General features: G+C 63.5%; 19 protein-coding genes. 13 read left to right on the top strand and 6 right to left on the bottom strand.

Annotation, left to right across the window (positions count from 1 at the left end; translation table 11 throughout):
- The first annotated feature begins 37 nt into the window (after positions 1–37).
- Positions 38–2,368 (top strand): patatin-like protein, encoded by a 2,331-nt coding sequence (locus tag ATN00_RS09625; RefSeq protein WP_062064232.1) that lies wholly within the window; start codon positions 38–40, stop codon positions 2,366–2,368.
- A complete protein-coding gene (locus tag ATN00_RS22850; RefSeq protein ID WP_231746437.1) occupies positions 2,365–2,961 on the top strand; it encodes a hypothetical protein in 597 nt (198 codons plus the stop codon). The genes ATN00_RS09625 and ATN00_RS22850 overlap by 4 nt, the downstream gene beginning before the upstream one ends.
- A 1-nt stretch (position 2,962) precedes the next feature.
- Here ATN00_RS22850 and ATN00_RS09615 read toward each other — a convergent pair whose 3' ends face one another.
- Positions 2,963–3,259, bottom strand: a complete 297-nt coding sequence (locus ATN00_RS09615; protein ID WP_062064230.1) for a 4a-hydroxytetrahydrobiopterin dehydratase — start codon at positions 3,257–3,259, stop codon at positions 2,963–2,965.
- Positions 3,260–3,299: 40 nt separating this feature from the next.
- Here ATN00_RS09615 and ATN00_RS09610 point away from each other — a divergent pair, with 40 nt between their 5' ends.
- The 4 genes from ATN00_RS09610 to ATN00_RS09595 are packed head-to-tail and all read left to right on the top strand — an operon-like array spanning position 3,300 to position 5,899.
- Positions 3,300–3,707, top strand: coding sequence for a metallopeptidase family protein (locus tag ATN00_RS09610; protein WP_062064229.1), 408 nt, complete (start codon positions 3,300–3,302; stop codon positions 3,705–3,707).
- The gene (ccmA, locus tag ATN00_RS09605; protein WP_062064228.1) at positions 3,704–4,309 is read left to right on the top strand and encodes a heme ABC exporter ATP-binding protein CcmA; all 606 of its coding nucleotides are present in this window, start codon (positions 3,704–3,706) and stop codon (positions 4,307–4,309) included. The genes ATN00_RS09610 and ccmA overlap by 4 nt, the downstream gene beginning before the upstream one ends.
- Positions 4,306–4,953: a heme exporter protein CcmB gene (locus ATN00_RS09600; RefSeq protein ID WP_062064227.1), complete on the top strand. Its 648-nt coding sequence runs from the start codon at positions 4,306–4,308 to the stop codon at positions 4,951–4,953. The genes ccmA and ATN00_RS09600 overlap by 4 nt, the downstream gene beginning before the upstream one ends.
- Before the next feature lie 49 nt (positions 4,954–5,002).
- Positions 5,003–5,899, top strand: coding sequence for a DMT family transporter (locus ATN00_RS09595; RefSeq protein WP_062064225.1), 897 nt, complete (start codon positions 5,003–5,005; stop codon positions 5,897–5,899).
- Positions 5,900–5,904: 5 nt separating this feature from the next.
- On the opposite strand, the gene ATN00_RS09590 is transcribed toward ATN00_RS09595, so the two are convergent.
- On the bottom strand, positions 5,905–6,183 hold the full coding sequence (locus ATN00_RS09590; RefSeq protein ID WP_062064224.1) for a chorismate mutase: 279 nt from the start codon (positions 6,181–6,183) through the stop codon (positions 5,905–5,907).
- Positions 6,184–6,272: 89 nt separating this feature from the next.
- On the opposite strand from ATN00_RS09590, the gene ATN00_RS09585 reads away from it, so the two are divergent.
- The 7 genes from ATN00_RS09585 (at position 6,273) to ATN00_RS09555 (ending at position 14,773) form a co-directional block, all read left to right on the top strand.
- Positions 6,273–7,325 (top strand): polyprenyl synthetase family protein, encoded by a 1,053-nt coding sequence (locus ATN00_RS09585; RefSeq protein ID WP_062064223.1) that lies wholly within the window; start codon positions 6,273–6,275, stop codon positions 7,323–7,325.
- Between the two features lie 39 nt (positions 7,326–7,364).
- Positions 7,365–8,144 (top strand): TSUP family transporter, encoded by a 780-nt coding sequence (locus ATN00_RS09580; protein WP_062064221.1) that lies wholly within the window; start codon positions 7,365–7,367, stop codon positions 8,142–8,144.
- Positions 8,145–8,181: 37 nt separating this feature from the next.
- Positions 8,182–10,632, top strand: a complete 2,451-nt coding sequence (hrpB, locus tag ATN00_RS09575) for an ATP-dependent helicase HrpB (RefSeq protein WP_062064220.1) — start codon at positions 8,182–8,184, stop codon at positions 10,630–10,632.
- 83 nt (positions 10,633–10,715) lie between these two features.
- Positions 10,716–10,994 carry an ETC complex I subunit gene (locus ATN00_RS09570; RefSeq protein WP_062064219.1) on the top strand — a complete coding sequence of 93 codons (279 nt, stop codon included), beginning with the start codon at positions 10,716–10,718 and terminating at the stop codon, positions 10,992–10,994.
- 100 nt (positions 10,995–11,094) lie between these two features.
- Positions 11,095–11,337: an acyl carrier protein gene (locus ATN00_RS09565; RefSeq protein ID WP_062064217.1), complete on the top strand. Its 243-nt coding sequence runs from the start codon at positions 11,095–11,097 to the stop codon at positions 11,335–11,337.
- Between the two features lie 89 nt (positions 11,338–11,426).
- The gene (gene spt, locus ATN00_RS09560; RefSeq protein WP_062064216.1) at positions 11,427–12,659 is read left to right on the top strand and encodes a serine palmitoyltransferase; all 1,233 of its coding nucleotides are present in this window, start codon (positions 11,427–11,429) and stop codon (positions 12,657–12,659) included.
- Positions 12,660–12,799: 140 nt separating this feature from the next.
- Complete coding sequence (locus ATN00_RS09555) at positions 12,800–14,773, top strand: ATP-binding protein (RefSeq protein WP_420496696.1); 1,974 nt, start codon at positions 12,800–12,802, stop codon at positions 14,771–14,773.
- On the opposite strand, the gene ATN00_RS09550 is transcribed toward ATN00_RS09555, so the two are convergent.
- Genes ATN00_RS09550 through gcvPA form a run of 4 tightly spaced genes read right to left on the bottom strand, consistent with a single transcriptional unit; the run spans position 14,730 to position 19,232 of the window.
- Complete coding sequence (locus ATN00_RS09550; RefSeq protein ID WP_062064213.1) at positions 14,730–15,653, bottom strand: hypothetical protein; 924 nt, start codon at positions 15,651–15,653, stop codon at positions 14,730–14,732. The genes ATN00_RS09555 and ATN00_RS09550 overlap by 44 nt on opposite strands.
- Before the next feature lie 11 nt (positions 15,654–15,664).
- Entirely contained in the window at positions 15,665–16,309 is a 645-nt protein-coding gene (locus ATN00_RS09545) for a DUF938 domain-containing protein (RefSeq protein WP_062064212.1), read from the bottom strand.
- Positions 16,306–17,877 carry an aminomethyl-transferring glycine dehydrogenase subunit GcvPB gene (gcvPB, locus tag ATN00_RS09540; RefSeq protein ID WP_062064211.1) on the bottom strand — a complete coding sequence of 524 codons (1,572 nt, stop codon included), beginning with the start codon at positions 17,875–17,877 and terminating at the stop codon, positions 16,306–16,308. The genes ATN00_RS09545 and gcvPB overlap by 4 nt, the downstream gene beginning before the upstream one ends.
- Positions 17,874–19,232 carry an aminomethyl-transferring glycine dehydrogenase subunit GcvPA gene (gene gcvPA / locus ATN00_RS09535; protein WP_062064210.1) on the bottom strand — a complete coding sequence of 453 codons (1,359 nt, stop codon included), beginning with the start codon at positions 19,230–19,232 and terminating at the stop codon, positions 17,874–17,876. Before gcvPA ends, gcvPB begins: the two co-directional genes overlap by 4 nt.
- Positions 19,233–19,234 lie beyond the last annotated feature (2 nt).

Below are 19,234 nucleotides of genomic sequence, written 5' to 3'. Positions count from 1 at the left end.
CCTCGACAAGCTTCGTCCGCTCTGCGATCCATGAGGCATGAGGGAGAAGGAACTCCGGCTGGCGCTGGTCTGCTATGGCGGCATCAGCCTTGCCGTATATATGCACGGCATCACCAAGGAGATCTGGCGGCTGGCGCGGGCGAGCCGGGGTTTTCATGACGGGACGCCGCACCAGGGCAGCACCGAAGCCGTCTATCGCCGCCTGCTGGAAGCCATGGAGCAGGAAAGCGGCATCAGGCTGCGGATCATGCCCGACATCATTGCCGGGGCGAGCGCGGGCGGGATCAACGGCATCTTTCTGGCGCAGGCGATCGAGACGGGACAGTCGCTGGAGCCGCTGACCGACATGTGGCTGGAAAATGCCGATGTCGATCAGTTGCTGGCTCCCGATGCCCGCCCCGCCCGGGCGATCACGAAATTCTGGGCAACGCCCCTGGTGTGGGTGGCGGCACGGCGGCCTGGCGATACGGTGGAGCGCACGGTCGCGCCCGACACGCGAGAGGAAGTGCGGCGCAAATTGTCCCGCTTCATCCGTTCGCGCTGGTTCGAGCCACCCTTTGGCGGGGAGATCTTCTCCGGCATGATCCTCGACGCCTTCGACGCGATGGAAGCGACGGGAGGCGGCCCGCCGCTGTTGCCCAACGGGCATCCGCTGGATCTGTTCGTCACCGTCACCGATTTCGAAGGGCATCCGCAAAGCCTGACGCTCAACAGCCCGCCACAGGTGATCGAGACGGAGCATCGCCTCTCCATCGGCTTCCGCGCGCAGGGGCACGGACGGCGGGCCTTTGCCGATGCCGCCGAACTGGTCTTTGCGGCGCGGGCGACGGCGAGCTTTCCGGGAGCCTTCCCGCCCTTCACCGTGCGGGAACTGGATGCGGTGCTGAAACGCCGTCATCGCGCATGGCCCACGCGCGACGCCTTTCTGGCGCGGGCCTTGCCACGGCATGTGGCGCAGGGCGTGGCAGAGGACGCAGTGCTGATCGACGGCTCCGTCCTTGCCAACGCGCCCTTCGCGCAAGCCATAGGGGCGCTCAGCAACCGGCCCTCCCGGCGGGAAGTGGATCGCCGTTTCGTCTATATAGATCCCAAGCCGGGACATCATTCCATCCGCCTGAACCGCGAAGGGGAAGCGGAGGAGGAAATGCCCGGAGACACGCGGTTGCCGGGCTTTTTTCGCACCATTTTCGGGGCGCTGAGCGACATTCCGCGCGAACAGCCGATCCGCGACAATCTGGAAGCGATCGACCACCATTCCTCTCGCGTCCGGCGCATGGTGCGGATATTGCACGCGCTGCGCCCCGGCATCGAGGCGGAAGTGGAAAGCGCCATTGGCGGGATGCTTTTTCTGGACCGGCCCACGCCTGCGCGGCTGTCCACCTGGCGCGCCAAGGCGCAGCAGCGGGCGGCGAGTTCGGCCGGGTTCGCCTTTCCGGCTTACGGGCACCTCAAGCTATCGGGAATCGTCGAATCGCTCGCGGAACTACTGTTCCGCCTGAGCGGGGAGGACAGTCCGATGATGCACGAAAACTATCGTCAGGCGATCTGGGCGGAAGTGCGCGCCACCGGCGCGGACAAGCTGACCGAGGATGCAGGGCCATCTTCCGCGCCGGTGCTGTTTTTCCGCACCCATGACCTGGCTTTCCGCGTGCGGCGGCTGCGTTTTCTGGCACGGCGGCTGACGGAGGCTCTGGAGATCGAAAACGCGGCCGAGGAGGCGGCGATCGAAAAGCTGCGCAACGCCATCTATCAGGCGCTGGCCCATTATTCGGAGTGCGAAGAAGCCGATTTCCACGCGGAAACCGTTCGCGCCGCAGCGCGTGAGGTGCCGACCGACGCCGCCGCCGCCTTGGCCGCCATCGCGCAGGAACGCGACCTGAGGGCACGGGACGACGCCGCCGACAGAATGTTGGCCGATGCGCTGGCTGGCTTGCCGAAGAAAGAGCGGCGCATCATGCTGCTCGCCTATCTGGGCTTCCCCTTCTACGACATTGCCACACTGCCGCTCTTGCAGGGCGAAACCGCCGATGAATATGATCCGATCAAGGTCGATCGCATTTCGCCCGAAGATTGCGGCGCCATCCGGTCAGGCGGTGCTGAAGCCACGCTGAAAGGCATAGAATTCAACAATTTCGGCGCTTTCTTCAGCCGCGCCTATCGAGAGAACGACTATCTTTGGGGACGGCTGCACGGGGTGGAACGGCTGCTGGATATCGCGATTTCCGCCATACCCGCAGCAAGCCGCCTTTCGCCCGAGCGGCTGCATGACTATAGGCGGGAAGCGTTTCTGGCGATCCTGGACCAGGAGGAGGAGCGGTTGCCGCACATCGCGGATCTGATCGCCAGCCTGCGAGAGGAGATCGGATGAGCATCCGCGCGACACTGATTGCAACGATCCTGCTGGCCCTTGTCGGCGGTTGTTCATCATCGTCGGAAGAGCGTTCCGCCAACACCGATCAGACGCAACATGGCGAAGCCACGAGCGAGTTGCCTGCAGTTACGCCGCCCCCACCCATAGCCGGGGAGACAGTCCCACCTCCTGCCGTCAGGATAAAGGACTTGCCGCCCAACAAGGTCATCGCGCCCGCCGAAGCGGAAGGGCCGCTGCAAGCCAAATTGCCGGACAGTCAGGAAATGGCCGTCACCCCGCCATCGCCTTACCGTCCGCTCGACCTGCCGCCCTCGGGGCAAGCGGGGCAGCTTGCGCCCTTTCCCCAGGAGGTGACGAACTTCATGGTCGAACGGGACAGTTGCGACCATTTCCGGGGCGAGGAACCCTATGATGCGGATCGGCGCGCTTATCTGGAGGAAAATATCGCAGAACTGTGTTCCGGCACCGACGGCCGGCTGGCTGCGCTGCGTATGCGCTATGCGAGCAACGCCACGGTGACCGCCGCCCTTTCCGGCTATGAGGACCGGATCGAAAGCGGCACGGGCAACAGCAAATATATAGGCAAATAATCTAACGCGCGGCCAATAGCGCATCGATGGCGGTTGCCATGGCAATATCGCGCTGGGACAGGCCGCCCGCATCGTGCGTGGTCAGCGTGATGTCCACGCGATTATAGACGTTCGACCATTCAGGATGATGATCCGCCTTGTCCGCCAGCAACGCCACGCGCGTCATGAAACCAAAGGCTTCGTTGAAATCGGTAAAGGCGAAGCGGCGGCGAATGCCGTCAGGTTCGCCAATCGTCGTCCAGTCGGGAAGTCCTGCCAGCGCCAGCGCCCGCGCTTCTCCGTCCAGTTTATCAACCATTTGACTATCCTCACAATCTGCTTTGGCTTATGTCGCAGCCATGTCCGACACCCGTCAACCACAGCGTTTCGCGCCGACGAAAGAAGATATCGAAACGCTGGCGCTCCAGGCCTTGAACCGCCTGCCCGATCCGTTCGCCGCGCATTTGTCCAATGTAATCCTGTTCGTCGAGGATTTCGCCGACGAACAGGTGCTGAAGGAGATGGAGATCGACGATCCCTTTGGCCTTACCGGCCTTTATACCGGACGACCGGTGGGCCATGAAGCGCAGACCGGGGATACGCCGCCGACCGTCCATCTTTTCCGCCGACCGCTGCTGGACGAATGGGTGGAAACCGGCGTCGCTCTGGATGCGCTTATCACCCATGTCGTAGTGCATGAGATCGGCCATCATTTCGGCCTGTCCGACCTCGACATGCACGTACTGGAAGACATGGTTGCGCCATGAGGAACGCGGTGCTGCGCCTGTCGGATGTAGCCTGTATGCGCGGCGGACGGATGCTGTTCCGGCATGTCACGCTCGATCTGCAAGCGGGCGGCAGTGCGCTGCTCACCGGCCCCAATGGCGTGGGCAAGTCCAGCCTGTTGCGGATTTGCGCGGGCCTCCTGCCCGCCTTTGCCGGGAGAGTGGACATGCGCGGCGGCATAGCCCTGACCGACGAGCGGCTGGCGCTGGATAGCGAGCGGCCATTGCTGAAGGCACTGGGTTTCTGGGCACGGCTGGACGGAGTGGTTGACGGAACATTGGAGCGCGCACTGGACGCCATGGCGCTCCTGCCGCTCGCGGAGGTGCCGGTGCGGATGCTCTCCACCGGGCAGCGCAAGCGCGCGATGATGGCGCGTGTGATCGCTTCAGACGCGGCGATATGGCTGCTGGACGAGCCGGGCAACGGGCTGGACGATGCATCGCTGGATTTGCTCGGCGCAGCGATATCCTGTCATCTGGCCATGGGCGGCATTATTCTGGCTGCGTCGCATCAGCCGCTGCCGATTGCGGATCATGCACGGATCGACCTGCGCGCTTATGCGGCGGAGGCAGAAGACGCATGAGGATAATGTGGCTGCTGGCCCGCCGCGATCTGGGGCAGGCATGGCGCTCGGCGGGGCTGTGGCTGCCGGTCGCCTTCCTCTTGCTGGTGGCGAGCCTCTATCCCTTTGCTGTTGGTCCTGACGCACCGCTGCTCCGGCGAACAGGCGGGGGCATGTTGTGGATTGCGGCGTTGCTGGCCAGTCTGCTGCCTGTAGATCGTCTGGTGACGCCTGATCGCGATTCGGGCGTGCTGGACCAGATCGCCCTGCGCGGCATCGGGGAGGAGATGATCGTCCTGGCGCGGCTGATCGCGCATTGGCTGGGTTTCGGGCCGCCGCTGATGATAGCGACGCTGCCTGCCGCCGCCCTGCTGAAACTGGACGCCGAAGCGATCATCCTGCTGGAAGCAGGCCTCCTGATCGGGACGCCCGCGCTCGCGGCGTTGGGTTTGCTGGTCGCGACCCTCACCGCTGGATTACGGTCCAGCGGAGCACTGGCCGGGCTGCTGGCCTTGCCGCTGGCCGTGCCGCTGCTGATCTTTGGCGCGGGGACGCTGAGCGACGGCAGCGGCGCGGCTTTCAAATTCCTGGGTGCGGCTTCGCTTTTGCTGGTGGCGGTCACGCCCTTTGCCGGGGGAGCGGCGATCCGAGCGGGCAGGGAATAGCCGAACGGCCCTCGACATAAAGGTGCGGGTGGGCCAAAGGCGCTGGCCCATGCTGGCCTTCCTTGCCTCCGCCCTTTTCGTCCTGATCTGGTCCACCGGCTTCATCGTCGCGCGCGCCGTGGTGCCGCATGGCTCGCCCGAACTGGTGCTGGCGGTGCGGTTGGCGCTGGTGACGCTGGTGCTCGGCGCGGCGGCGCTTTGCGCGCGGCAGGCCCTGCCCCGCGGGAAAAGGCTGGCGCTGCATCTGGCGGCGGGCGCGATGCTGCACGGAGTATATCTGACGCTGAGCTGGTGGGCGGTCGATCATGGGATGCCGGCCGGGATCATGGCGCTGCTGGGCGCGCTTCAACCGCTGATGGTCGCGGTGGCCAGCGTCATCTTCCTCCATGAACATCTGCCCGCGCGCGCATGGACGGGGCTTGGCGTCGCCATCGTCGGCGTAGGTTGCGTGCTGGCGCCCGCGATCGAGCGATCCGGCACGGGTTCGATCGCCATCCTGCCCGCCGTTGCCGCTCTGCTTGCCATCATGGGCATGGCGGCCGGCACCCTGATCCAGCGGGGCGCCATCGCGGGGGATGGCATTGCGATTTCAGGTGCGGTCCAGAATGGAGGCGGCGCGCTGGTCGCCATCGCAGCAGCCCTTTTCATGGGCGAGGCGCGGTGGGACAATAGCGCGATGCTTTGGGTAGGACTCGGCTGGTCGGTGCTGGGCCTGTCGGCGGCGGGGCTGTCGCTGCTGGTATGGCTTGTGCGGCATCAAGGACCGACGAGGATGTCGATGCTGCTGCTGCTCGTGCCGCCGCTGGCCGCCGTCGAAGCCTGGCTGATTTTCGGAGAAAAGCTAGGCCCGGTGCAGCTTGGCGGATTCGCGCTGGCGCTGGGTGGGGTTCTGCTGGGCCGATCCCGGGGCAAGCCGCGCGCGGGCGATGTCGTCGAACCGGCCTGAACGGCTTATTGCTCGCGCAGTTGTTCGTGATGGCGGATGACTTCATCGATGATGAAACGCAGAAATTTCTCGGTGAAGTCGGGGTCCAGATGAGCATCCAGCGCCAATTGCCGCAAACGGGCGATCTGGCTGTCTTCGCGACCCGGATCGGCGGGAGGCAGCTTGTGCTCCGCCTTGTAACGGCCCACGGCCTGGGTGATCTTGAAGCGTTCGGCCAGCATGAACACCAGAGCCGCATCGATATTGTCGATGCTTTCGCGATACCGCTTCAATGTCTCGTCCACGCAGTTCCTCCGTTCTTCGGGCGCTTTTTGCGCCTAACGCATCGTGAGGCAAGCTATTCCCGCTTGCCTTTAGCATTTTGCGCCGCCACATGGCCCCTGTCATGACCGCACCCGCCACAGGCCCTGTCACAGGCAATGTCCACCCTATCGGCCGCACCGGCAGCGCGCCTTCGCTCGCGCCCATGATGGCTCTGGTGGCGGATGGGATGAATCAGGTGAACGCCGTCATCCTGGATCGGATGCAGTCGCGTATCCCGCTGATCCCCGAACTGGCGGGCCATCTGATCGCGGGCGGGGGCAAGCGGATGCGGCCGATGCTGACGCTCGCCTGCGCCGAACTGGTGGGTTACGCCGGATCGCGCCATTACAAACTCGCCGCCGCGGTCGAGTTCATCCACACCGCCACGCTGCTGCATGACGATGTGGTCGACGGGTCGGGGCTGCGCCGTGGCCGCAAGACCGCCAACATCATCTGGGGCAACAGCGCCAGCGTGCTGGTGGGCGATTTCCTCTTCTCCCGCTCCTTCGAACTGATGGTCGAGGCCGAATCGCTCAAGGTGCTGAAGATCCTGTCGGGCGCTTCCGCGGTGATCGCGGAAGGCGAGGTCAACCAGCTCACCGCCCAACGCAAGATCGACACGAGCGAAGAGCAGTATCTCGATATCATCGTCGCCAAGACCGCCGCCTTGTTCGCCGCTGCCTGCCGCATCTCCGCCGTGGTCGCCGGACGTGACGAGGCGGAGGAACAGGCGCTGGACGTCTATGGCCGCAACCTCGGCATCGCATTTCAACTGATCGACGACGCCATCGACTACGAATCGGATGGCGCGACCATGGGCAAGGATGCAGGAGATGACTTCCGCGACGGCAAGGTGACACTCCCGGTGATCCTCGCTTATGCGCGGGGTTCGGAAGAAGATCGCGCCTTCTGGAAAGCCGCCATCGCCGGGCACCGGATCGCCGATGAAGATCTGGCCCATGCGACGCGGCTGCTGCGCGAGACGGGCGCGATCGACGATACGCTGGCCCGCGCTCGCCATTATGGGCAGCGTGCCATCGACGCACTGGGCATGTTCGACGGCGGCAAGGCCAAGGCGGCGCTGGTGGAAGCAGTGGAATTCGCCATCGCGCGTGCATACTGATTCCCTGTCCAGCATCGTTGACGCTCACGGGCGGAACCGATGATCCTGTCTCCTGAAATCATCGCCTTTCTGATGATCGCCGGCTTCATGGCGGGGGTGATCGATTCCATGGCTGGCGGCGGAGGTCTCATCACCCTGCCCGCGTTGATGGCGGCGGGCGTGCCGCCGGTCGGCGCAGTGGCAACCAACAAGCTGCAATCCTCCCTTGGCACATTCGGGGCCTGCATCGCCTATGCGCGGGCGGGGCATATGGACCTCAAAACCTACCGCTGGCCGATCATCGCGGCCTTTGCCGGATCGGTGGGCGGCGCATGGCTGGTGCAGAGAGTCAGCCCGTCGATCCTGGCAGGATTGATGCCCGCGCTGTTGATCGCCATCGCGGCCTATTTCACTTTCTCGCCCAAAATCAGCGAGATCGACCGGCATCAGCGCATCGGTATAGCGGCGCTTTCCCTGCTGATCGGCGGTATCGGATTTTACGACGGTTTTTTCGGGCCGGGTGCCGGGGCCTTTTATACCACGATCTTCCTGGCATTGGGCGGCCTCAGCCTGCTCAGGTCAACAGCGCAGGCCAAAGCAGCCAATTTCGCCAGCAATCTGGCGGGCTTGCTGACCATGATGGTGGGCGGCCATGTGCTGTGGATGGTCGGACTGGCGATGGCGGTCGCCAATATCGTGGGCGCGCAGATCGGTGCGAGACTGGCGATGCGCTTCGGCAGCCGGCTGATCCGGCCCCTGCTGATCGTCATGTCGCTGGCGCTGACGGCGAAGATGCTGCTGGACCCGAAGAACCCGATCCACCTCTATCTCTTCGGATAGCATTGCGCCGGAAGCGGAATGGCGCGACAGGGCGAGAATGACCGATCTGCCCATCCATGATGTGCTGCCCGACTTGCTCGCTGCCCTGCGCGCGGGGAGTAATGCCGTGCTGGTCGCACCGCCCGGCGCAGGCAAGACGACGGCGGTGGCTCCCGCCCTGCTCGATGAGCCATGGTGTGACGGGCAAATCCTGCTGCTCGCCCCCCGCAGGCTGGCAGCGCGGGCTGCAGCGGAGCGGATCGCCGAACTGATGGGCGAGCAGCCGGGCGGAACGGTTGGCTATGCCACGCGAATGGATAGCCGCCAGTCTGCCCGGACGCGCATCCTCGTGCTGACCGAAGGCATTTTCGTGCGCCGGATTCAGGACGACCCCGAACTGTCCGGCGTGTCCGCGGTGCTGTTCGACGAAGTACATGAGCGCAGCCTGGACAGCGATTTCGGGCTGGCGCTGGCGCTGGACGCGCAAGGCGCGCTGCGGCCGGACCTGCGAATCATGCCGATGTCGGCGACCCTGGACGGCGCGCGCTTTGCCGCGCTTCTGGATGGTGCGCCGGTGATCGAGAGCGAAGGGCGCATTCAACCGCTCGAATTACGGCATATCGGACGATCGACGGAAAAGCGGATCGAGGACGAAATGGCAGCGGCCATCCGCCGGGCGCTGACGGAGGAGGCGGAGGGCGATGTGCTTGCCTTTCTTCCCGGCGTCGCGGAAATCGAACGAACGGCGGAACGGCTGGAAGGCGCGAGCGTGGAAATCCACAAATTGCACGGCTCGCTGGAACCGGCGGCCCAGCGCGCCGCGATACGCCCTTCGCGAGAAGGTCGAAGGAAGGTCATTCTCGCAACCTCCATCGCGGAAACGAGCCTCACCATCGACGGCGTTCGCATCGTGGTGGATTCGGGATTGGCGCGGCGGCCACGCTATGACCGGGCGGCAGGCGTCACGCGGCTCGTGACGGAGCGCGCCAGCCAGGCGGCGGCGATCCAGCGCGCCGGACGTGCGGCGCGCCAGCGGCCGGGCGTCGCCTATCGGCTGTGGGAAACGGCGGCGACGGCGGGAATGCCGCCCTTCGATCCGCCGGAGATATTGGAAAGCGATCTGTCGAGCCTGCTACTGGACAGTGCCCTTTGGGGCGTGAGCGATCCAGCAGGGCTGCGCTGGCTGGATTCCCCGCCTGTTGCCGCCATCGCGGAAGCGCGCAAGCGGCTGACGGCGCTGGATGCGCTGGACGCAGATGGGCGAATTACGGCGCACGGCAAGGCGCTTGCCCGACTGCCGGTCGAACCGCGTATCGGACATATGCTGGTGCGCGCGGGTGATAGGGGCTTGGCCGATGTTGCCGCTGACGTCGCGGTGCTGCTGGGTGAGCGAGGCGTTGGCGGTCAGGATATCGACCTGTCGCATCGGCGCACGCGCTGGCAGCGCGAGAACGGCAAGCGCGCGGATGCCGCGCGAACGATGGCGAAACGGTGGGCACGGCTTGTTGCAGCCCAGGCCCGTCCCGCAAATGGCAAGGGGGAGCATGCAGTCGGCCTCTGCCTTGCGCTCGCCTTTCCCGACCGGGTGGCGAAGCGGCGCTCCGCCGATGGCGCGGATTGGGCGAGCGTGGGCGGACGCGGCTTCCGGCTCGATCCCTTGTCGCCACTCACGCGTGAGGATTGGCTGGCAGTTGGCGCGGTTCAGGGTGGCGCGGCGGGCGCGCGGATCATCTCCGCCGCGCCCCTGAGCGAAGCGGATGTGCTGGCCTTGTTCGGCGACAGGATCGCGGAACATAGGACCGTGCGCTTTCGGTCGGATACGGGCGGGGTCGAAGCCCTGCGCGAGCGGCGGCTGGGCGCGGTGCGGATTTCTTCCGGCTTTGACGATCTGCCCGAGCCGGATGCAGTGGCCGCGGCGCTGCTGGAGGGAGTTCGACAAGGCGGGCTGGATCTGCTGCCATGGTCGGAAGCAGCGCGATCATTAAGGATACGGGCGGATTTCGCGGGTGTCGAAGTCTTGTCGGACGAAACGCTCATCGCAACGCTGGACGAATGGCTACCGCCATTGCTCACGGGCAGGCGGCGCTTGTCCGATATCGACAGATCGCAACTTTCGGGCGTGCTGGAAGGGTTGATCGGCTGGGATGGAAAGCAGCAGGTCGACCGGCTCGCACCGCCCGAATTTCGCTCGCCCGCCGGGAGCAGCCATGAAATCGATTATGCGGCCGAGGGTGGACCGCGCGTGGAACTACGCGCGCAGGCTCTGTTCGGCCTGACCGAGCATCCTGTGGTGGGAAGTCAGCATATTCCGCTTGTCCTCTCCCTCACCTCCCCTGCGGGCCGTCCGATCCAGACGACGCGCGACCTGCCCGGCTTCTGGGCTGGAAGCTGGAATGCGGTGGCCAAGGAAATGCGCGGGCGCTATCCTAGGCATCCCTGGCCCGAAGATCCGGCTGGCGCGGCGGCGACGTTGCGGACGAAACGCTCCGATGCCCGTGCCAAGCCTTGACGCCAAGTCTTGACGCCAAGTCTTGACGAACGCCTGTCCGCTGGTGCAACGCGGCTGCACGATTTCACGGAGTCTTTCACGCGATGAGCGCGCGCATTTACCAGATCCAGAAGAACGCCCTGCAATCCGGCAAGGCGCTGACCCATAAATGGGTGCTGGAATATGCTCCCGCCGAAGCGAAGAAGCCCGATCCGCTGACCGGCTGGGCCGGATCGGGCGACATGAAGCAGCAACTCAAGCTGACTTTTCCTTCCGAGGAGGCAGCGCGCGCCTATGCCGAGCGGGAAGGCATTGCGTATACGGTCATCCAGACCGCACCAAAATCGCTGAAAATTCAGGCTTACGCCGATAATTTCCGCTGATCTTATGGTCTGATGGAGTTTTTCGGGCCAGATGCTGCCCGATTGACGCCTTATTCCCTTGCCAGAAGCGAGCTTTGCTTCCCCATGGATTGAAGAGATAATGACGGATCGCCAGCAGATTTTCGACAGCGTTACCGCGCAAATCGTTCCTTTCAACAAAAAGGGCGTGGAGCTGAGCGAAGCCACCACCTTCGCGGGCGACCTGGAATGGGACAGCCTGACGGTGATGGACTTCGTCGCCGCGATCGAGGATGAATTCGACATCATCATCACCATGAACATGCAGGCGGAAATCGAAACCATCGGCCAGTTGGTGGATGCCGTGGCGAAACTGAAGGGCTGACCTTCCGCCCCATTCGCGCGGGGCGTTCGTTCAGGCGCGCGTGACAGGTTCTGCCCCGCCAGGACGCACGGATATTGGGATAAATCAAGATGACCGAAGCCACCGCCACGCAAAATTCGCGCGACCTGTTTTCCAAATTCGATCCCCTGATCGCCGAGCGTGAGGCGCTGTTGGCGACGGGCGTGCGCGACCCCTTCGCCATCGTCATGGACCAGGTTCTGTCCCCCACCCGCGCGATCATCAAGGGCAAGGAAACTATCCTGCTCGGCACCTATAACTATATGGGCATGACTTTCGATCCGGACGTGGTGGCTGCGGGCAAGAAGGCGCTCGACGAGTTCGGCGCGGGCACGACGGGCAGCCGCGTTCTGAACGGCACCTACCAGGGGCATAAGGAAGTCGAGGATGCGCTGAAGGAATTTTACGGCACCTCTTCCGCCATGGTCTTTTCGACCGGCTATCAGGCCAATCTGGGCATGATTTCGACGCTGGCGGGCAAGGGCGACTATGTGGTGCTGGACGCGGACAGCCATGCGTCCATCTATGATGGTTGTTTCCTGGGCGACGCGGAGGTCGTCCGCTTCCGCCACAATAGCGTCGAGGATCTGGACAAGCGCCTTGGCCGCCTGCCCACCGATGCGCTGAAGCTCGTCGTGCTGGAGGGTGTCTATTCGATGCTGGGCGACATTGCGCCCCTGCCCGACATGGTGGCCGCTGTCCGTAAACATCCCAATTGCATGATCCTTGTCGACGAAGCCCATGGCATGGGCTTTTTCGGTCCCAATGGCCGCGGCGTCTATGAAGAGCAGGGTGTCGAGAAGGACGTGGACTTCGTCGTCGGCACCTTCTCCAAATCGGTCGGCACGGTGGGTGGCTTCTGCGTCTCCAACCACCCCAAGTTCGAGGTAATGCGGCTGGTCTGCCGCCCCTATGTATTCACCGCCTCGCTGCCGCCCAGCGTTGTCGCCACCGCCGCGACCAGCATCCGCAAGTTGATGCACGCAAGCGAAAAGCGGGCGCATCTGTGGAAAAACAGCCGGCGGCTGCACAAGGGCCTCACCGACCTCGGTTTCACGCTGGGGACGAAGGAACCGCAATCGGCGATCATTGCCGTCATCCTGACCGATCAGACTCAAGCCGTCGCCATATGGCAGGCGCTGCTGGAACTGGGCCTTTACGTCAACATGGCCCGCCCCCCGGCGACCCCGGCGGGCACATTCCTGCTGCGCTGTTCGCTTTGCGCGGAGCATAGCGATGAACAGGTCGAACAGATCATCGGCATGTTCGAAGTGGCCGGACGGACCGTCGGCGCTATCGGCTGATCGATTCAAATCCGCAAATTCACGGCCAGACGAGCCTTACGCGCGACAAAATCGCAGTTTTGCCTGCAACTTTTAATCGTTGCTGTTTCGCGCACAACATCGTTTGGTTAGTGTAACAGCCCATGGCCCAAGGCGATTTCATGGAAGAGGAAAGCACTGGCTGGCGGTCGCTCCTTCGGCGCGCCTTTGCTCCGGTGCTGGCCATTCTCCTTGTGGGAGCCTTGGGCGCCATGCTTTACGGCGCCAGCAGCGCATCGCGCGATCATGCCCGGGCGCTGGAAGAACAGCAGAAAAGCTACGAGGTCATCACGCTGGTCCGCACGTTTCAGGCGACGACCGCTCGCGCCGAAGTGACGTTGGCGCGCTATGTCATCAGCATGGACCCCGACACGGGCCGCTTATTCCAGGATCAATGGCGAACAGCCGCCAGCCAGATCAAGTCGCTGGCCTACGCCACCCGGGATTCCGGCTGGCAACGCGACAATGTCCAGCAATTGCAACAAGCCTTCATCGCCCGCGGCAAGACGCTGAGCCAGATCGGCCTACGCACCACATATGACCAGAAAATGGGAGCGCTGGCCCAATTCCACCAAGCGGGCAAATCGGAGGATCTGCGGCGGATCACCACCTTGCTGGACAGCGTGATACAGGCAGAGAATAAGCGCCTGGCGGAGCGCAGCCTCGCCGTGAGCCTTGCCGGCGACCGCAGTGCCTGGGTCAGCCGCACCTATCGGCTATTGGGATTGGCGCTGTTGGTGAGCGTGCTCTGCGCGGTGTGGTTGGCCAATGCCGCTTATACCGAGCGACGCAACGCACGGCGACTGGCCGAAGTGGAAACCGACAGGGCCGACCGGCTGGAGGCGGCAGTCGCCACGCGGACTATCGAATTGTCCGAAGCCTATGAGCAATTGAAGAAGGAAACCGCTGAGCGCGCCGCCGTCGAGGAGAATCTGCGCCAGATGCAGAAGATGGATGCGATCGGCCAGTTGACCGGCGGGATCGCTCATGATTTCAACAACATGTTGGCGGTGGTGGTCGGCGGGCTGGAACTGGCCAAGCGCAAGTTGAGGCTGAAACCGGAGGAAGCCTCCCGCCATTTGGCCAATGCCATGGAAGGCGCCCACCGCGCCGCCGCGCTGACGCGTCGTCTGCTGGCCTTTGCCCGGTCAGAGCCGCTATTGCCGAGCGCACTGGACCCGGACACGCTTTTGGCCGACATGGAAGAATTGATCGACCGCACAATAGGCGATCAGATCATCGTGACTTTCCATCATCACGCCCAGGGCTGGCGCATCTTCGTCGATCAGCAGCAGATGGAAAACGCGATTCTGAACCTGTGCGTCAACGCGCGCGATGCCATGGACGGACGCGGCAAGCTCACGATCGAAACGGGCCAGAGCCAGCTTTCCGAGCATGAGGTGGGGGAATGTCCGGCGGGGGAATATGTCACATTGACGGTGACGGACGACGGTTGCGGCATGTCTCCGGACATATTGGCCCGTGTGTTCGAACCATTCTTCACGACCAAGCCCGTCGGCAAAGGTACGGGCCTGGGCCTCAGCCAGATTTTCGGCTTCGTGCGGCAAAGCGAGGGTGAGATCCGCATAGAATCGAAAGAGGGCGAGGGAACCAGCGTGCACATCCACCTGCCCCGCCGCATTATCGCTAAGACGGATGCGCCCGACATCGTGCAGGACATGGAACATGAACCCACTTTGCATCCGCCGACGCGCATCCTGGTGGTGGAAGATGATTCGCGTGTCCTCAATCAGACGATGGCAGCCCTTTCGGAACTGGGCCACTTGCCGCTCGCCTGCGATCATCCTGACAAGGCCGTGAAACTGCTGGCGGCCAATCGCGACATTGGCCTCATTCTGACGGATGTACTGATGCCGGGCATGACCGGTCCCGAACTGGTGCGATCCCTGCCCAGCGCCTATACGCATCTGCCGGTGCTGTTCGTGACCGGATATGCTGGCGATACTGCGGAAAGCACCGATTTCGCGGGATATGAGGTGTTACGCAAACCCTACACGCTCGCCGCCCTGTCAGTGTCACTATCCAACGCCCTCAACGGATCGCGCCACCCCGGAACAGCCGCGGCAGCAGAGTGAGCGCACCGATCAACGGCCAGCGGCGCTGCCATGGCTTGATCTCAATGCTTGTGCCCGCGTGGCGATTTATCTTCCAGGCGAGATAGTCGATCCCGCCCGCATAGGTGAAGCTGGCCTTGGCAAGGCGGATAACCGACAGCCATTTCCCCCGCCGCTGCAATTGCCGCCAGCGCCGCGCCGCCTGATCGGGCGATAGAGCATGCGGCACTTCGCCTTTCGCCCCAACATCCCGTAACCGCGCGATTTCTCCAAGAGCGGCGGCACCAAAACGTTCATAACGGTCCGGGTCGCCATCCACGATGGAGAAGGAACGACCTTTTCGCTCCGCCCGCAGTTCGGCATTATAGGTGAGCGTAAAACCGGTTTTCCATAGCTCCAAAACGCTATGTGCAGTCGATGAAGGCATCATCGGCATGGTCAATTCCAGCAGCGTCGGCGCGGCCGAGGCTATGGCGGCGATAGCGCCTTGCCGGGCAAGATCGTCCGCGGCCCAGAGCAACCGCGATGGCTGGGCAAATCGCGCCCAGACCGACACATTATCCGCTTCAACACCGCAAAGACGCGCGAAATCGGCCTCCGACAGGACCGCATATTTGGCGATCAAGCCCCCATGTTCGAAAGGGAATACATTGGGCGGAATCAGGCGATTGGCGGTGGCCAGCCATTTTTGGCCATAAGCAGCGCGATAGTCAGACACGATCAGATAGAAGTCGAGCATCAGCCCGTCGAGATTCTCTTCCCGCAGGCACGAACCATAAAAGAGCACCGCACGCGCCGCATCGGGATAGCGCGCCGCAAGAGCCCCCGCCATAGCGGCCGCACGAGAATCGACGGACATGGCAAGTTCTTGAGCAACAAGGGAGCGCAGACGGTGGGGCATCGTTGCCCTCCTTAACGTCTACGCAGTAGCAAAGACAGATTATTGGCCGGCATTTCCACAATGCTGTCGAGCACCAGTCCCTGCATCCGGGCCGCTTCCACTACGTCCTCCAGCCGCCGCACCCCCCAGTCAGGATCGCGAGCCTTGAGCGAAGCATCGAAGGCCAGATTACTGGGAGCGGTTTCTATCTGTGAGCGGATATAGGGACCATAAAGATAAAGTAGACCACCAGCGCGCAGAACCGCCCCACTCCCACGCAGCAAGCCCAGGGTCGCTTCCCAAGGGCTGATGTGAATCATATTGATGCAGAGCAACGCGTCAGCATGAGCAATGGGCCACTCTTGCGCCATAGCATCCAGCAGAAGCGGTGCGCTAAGATTGGGCAATGCCGCTTGCACCTGTCGTGCGGCTATAGAGGCCAGGGCGTCAGGATCGAAATCGGTTGGCTGCCAATTCAGCTCCGGCAGAGCGGCGGCGAAATGAATGGCATGTTCGCCACTCCCGCTTGCTATCTCCAGCACAAGGCCGGACGAAGGAAGTGCCTCACGCAGCACTGCCAGGATGGCATCGCGGTTGCGAACTGCTGCCGGCGCGTGGCGCATGCCTTTTGCAGAAGCGCCAGAGTTGGGTGTCCAAGGCTCTGGCTCCTTCATCATTCAGCGGCTTCCGCCAGTTCCGGTTCGGTCCAGACCAACACCGGCTTGCGTGCGGCCAGCGTTTCGTCCAGACGGCGGCGCGGAGCATGATAAGGCGCGCCCTTCAGCGCCTCATCCCCGGCCTTGGCCCGTTCAGCCAGACTACGCAGCGCCATGATGAACTGGTCAAGCGCCGCCTTGCTTTCGGTTTCGGTCGGCTCAACCAGCATCGCGCCGTGGACGACCAGCGGGAAATACATGGTCATCGGATGGAAGCCTTCGTCGATCAGCCCCTTGGCGATGTCGAGCGTGGTGAAACCTTCCGCCAGTCCCTTGTCACTGAACAGGGCCTCGTGCATGCAGGGCCCGCTGCCGCCAAAGGGGGCGTCCAGCACGTCTGACAAGCTGCGTAGGATGTAGTTGGCGTTCAGCACCGCATCGCCCGACACCTGACGCAGGCCGTCTGCGCCATGGCTCAGGATATAGGCGAGCGCGCGGGTGAACATGCCCATCTGGCCATGGAAAGCGACCATGCGGCCAAAGCTGCCGCCATGATGATCCTCGACCGATTCTTCCTCTACCAGCACGAAGCGGTCACCCTGTTTTTCGACGAAAGGCAATGGCGCGAAGGGCGCAAGCGCCTGTGACAGCACCACCGGACCGGAACCGGGGCCACCGCCGCCATGGGGCGTGGAGAAGGTCTTGTGCAGGTTGATGTGCATTGCATCGACGCCAAGGTCGCCGGGACGAACCCGACCGACGATGGCGTTGAAGTTGGCGCCGTCGCAATAAACAAAGGCTCCGGCCGCATGAACCGCGTCGGAGATCGTCTTCATGTCGCGCTCGAACAGACCACAGGTATTGGGGTTCGTAATCATCACCGCCGCCACATCCGGGCCGAGGCGGGACTTGAGCGCTTCCAGATCGACGCGGCCATCCGGCGTCGCGGGAATATCCTCCACCTTATAGCCGCAGAAGGCAGCGGTCGCGGGATTGGTGCCATGCGCGCTTTCAGGCACCAGCACGACCGAGCGAGCGTCGCCGCGTGCCTCCAGAGCGGCGCGGATGGCAAGCAGGCCGCAGAGCTCTCCATGCGCGCCCGCCTTAGGGCTCATGGCAACGCTGTGCATTCCGGTCAGGGTGACAAGCCATTGCGCGAGTTCATGGATCACCGCCAGCGCGCCCTGCACCGTCGATTGAGGCGCAAGCGGGTGGAGATCGGCGAACCCCGGCATCCGCGCGACCTTTTCATTGAGGCGCGGATTATGCTTCATCGTGCAGGAGCCAAGCGGGAACAGACCAAGGTCAATCGCGTAATTCTGACGGCTGAGGCGCGTATAGTGACGCACCGTCTCCTGTTCCGACAGGCCCGGCAGGCCGATGGCGTCCTTTCGGGCGAGATTGCCGAAACGGCTCTTCACCTTGGGCACTTCGGCGAAATCGACGCCGGTCGTGTCTGCCGATCCGATCTCGAAGATCAGTGGCTCTTCCAGCATCAGCGCGCGGTTACCGGTGGCCGTTGCTGGAGCCACATGTTCTTCCGCGACAGCCTGCGGCGCGGTGGGACGGCCTTCCTTGAGCATGGTCATGCCAGTTCCTCCTCCAGCGCCTTGGCGAATGTTTCGACATCCTCCGCCGTCACCGTTTCTGTGACCGCGACGACCAGACCGTTGCCAATGTCGGCAGCATCCGGGAACAAGCGGCCCAGCGACACGCCGCCCAGCACGCCTCTGTCGGCAAGATTGCGGACAACGTCGCGCGCATCCTTCGACAGGATCAGCGTGAATTCGTTGAAGAAGGCATCGTTGAGCAAGCGCACGCCGGGCACTTTTGCAAGGCGGTCGGCGGCCTCCACGGCCAGCGCATGATTGAGGGTGGCAAGCTCACGCAAGCCTTTTTCGCCCAGCAGCGTCATGTGAATGCTGAACGCCAGCGCGCAAAGGCCCGAATTGGTGCAGATATTGGAGGTCGCCTTTTCGCGGCGGATGTGCTGTTCGCGCGTAGAAAGCGTCAACACGAAACCGCGTTGCCCCGCAGCGTCAACCGTCTCACCGCAGAGGCGTCCAGGCATCTGGCGGACATATTTCTGTTTGCAGCCGAACAGGCCGAGATAAGGGCCACCAAATTGCAAGCCGACGCCCAGCGACTGTCCTTCGCCTACCACGATATCCGCGCCCATATGGCCGGGCGCGGCAATGGCGCCCAGCGCCACCGGCTCAGTCACTACCGCGACCAGCAGCGCGCCCGCTTCATGGGCGGCGTTGGCGAGTGGCGTCAGGTCGGCAATGCGGCCGAGTATGTCAGGATATTGAACCACGACGCAGCTCGTATCCTTGTCGATGCTGGCGACCAGCGCATCGATGTCGGTGGCCGCGTCCAGCTTCGGAGCTTCGTGGACCAGAGCGTCGCCGGTGAATTTCGCCATCGTCTTTGCCACCGACACATAATGCGGATGCAGGCCGGACGACAGCAGCGCCTTGCCGCGCTTGGTAATGCGGCGGGCCATGCCGATGGCTTCCCAGCAGGCGGTCGAGCCGTCATACATGGATGCATTGGCGACGTCGCAGCCCAGCAGGCGCGCCACCTGCGTCTGGAATTCGAACAGCACCTGAAGCGTGCCTTGCGCGATTTCCGGCTGATAGGGCGTATAGGCCGTCAGAAACTCGCCCCGCTGGATCAGATGATCGACGCTGGCGGGCACATGATGGCGATAGGCCCCCGCACCAAGGAAAAAGGGCGCCTCCCCCGCCGACAGATTCTGCCGCGCCAGCTTCGCCATGTGGCGTTCGACCGCCAATTCGCTGGCATGGTCGGGCAGACCCACGATTGTGCCGGGCAAGCGTGCCTGCACGGGCACATCGACAAACAGGTCATCCACGCTGGCCGAGCCGATGACGGAAAGCATCTCCTGCCGGTCGGCGTCGGTAAGGGGTAGGTAGCGCATGA

The organism is Sphingobium baderi (assembly GCF_001456115.1).
Lineage (GTDB): Bacteria > Pseudomonadota > Alphaproteobacteria > Sphingomonadales > Sphingomonadaceae > Sphingobium > Sphingobium baderi_A.
This window is presented reverse-complemented; position numbering and strand designations above follow the sequence as displayed.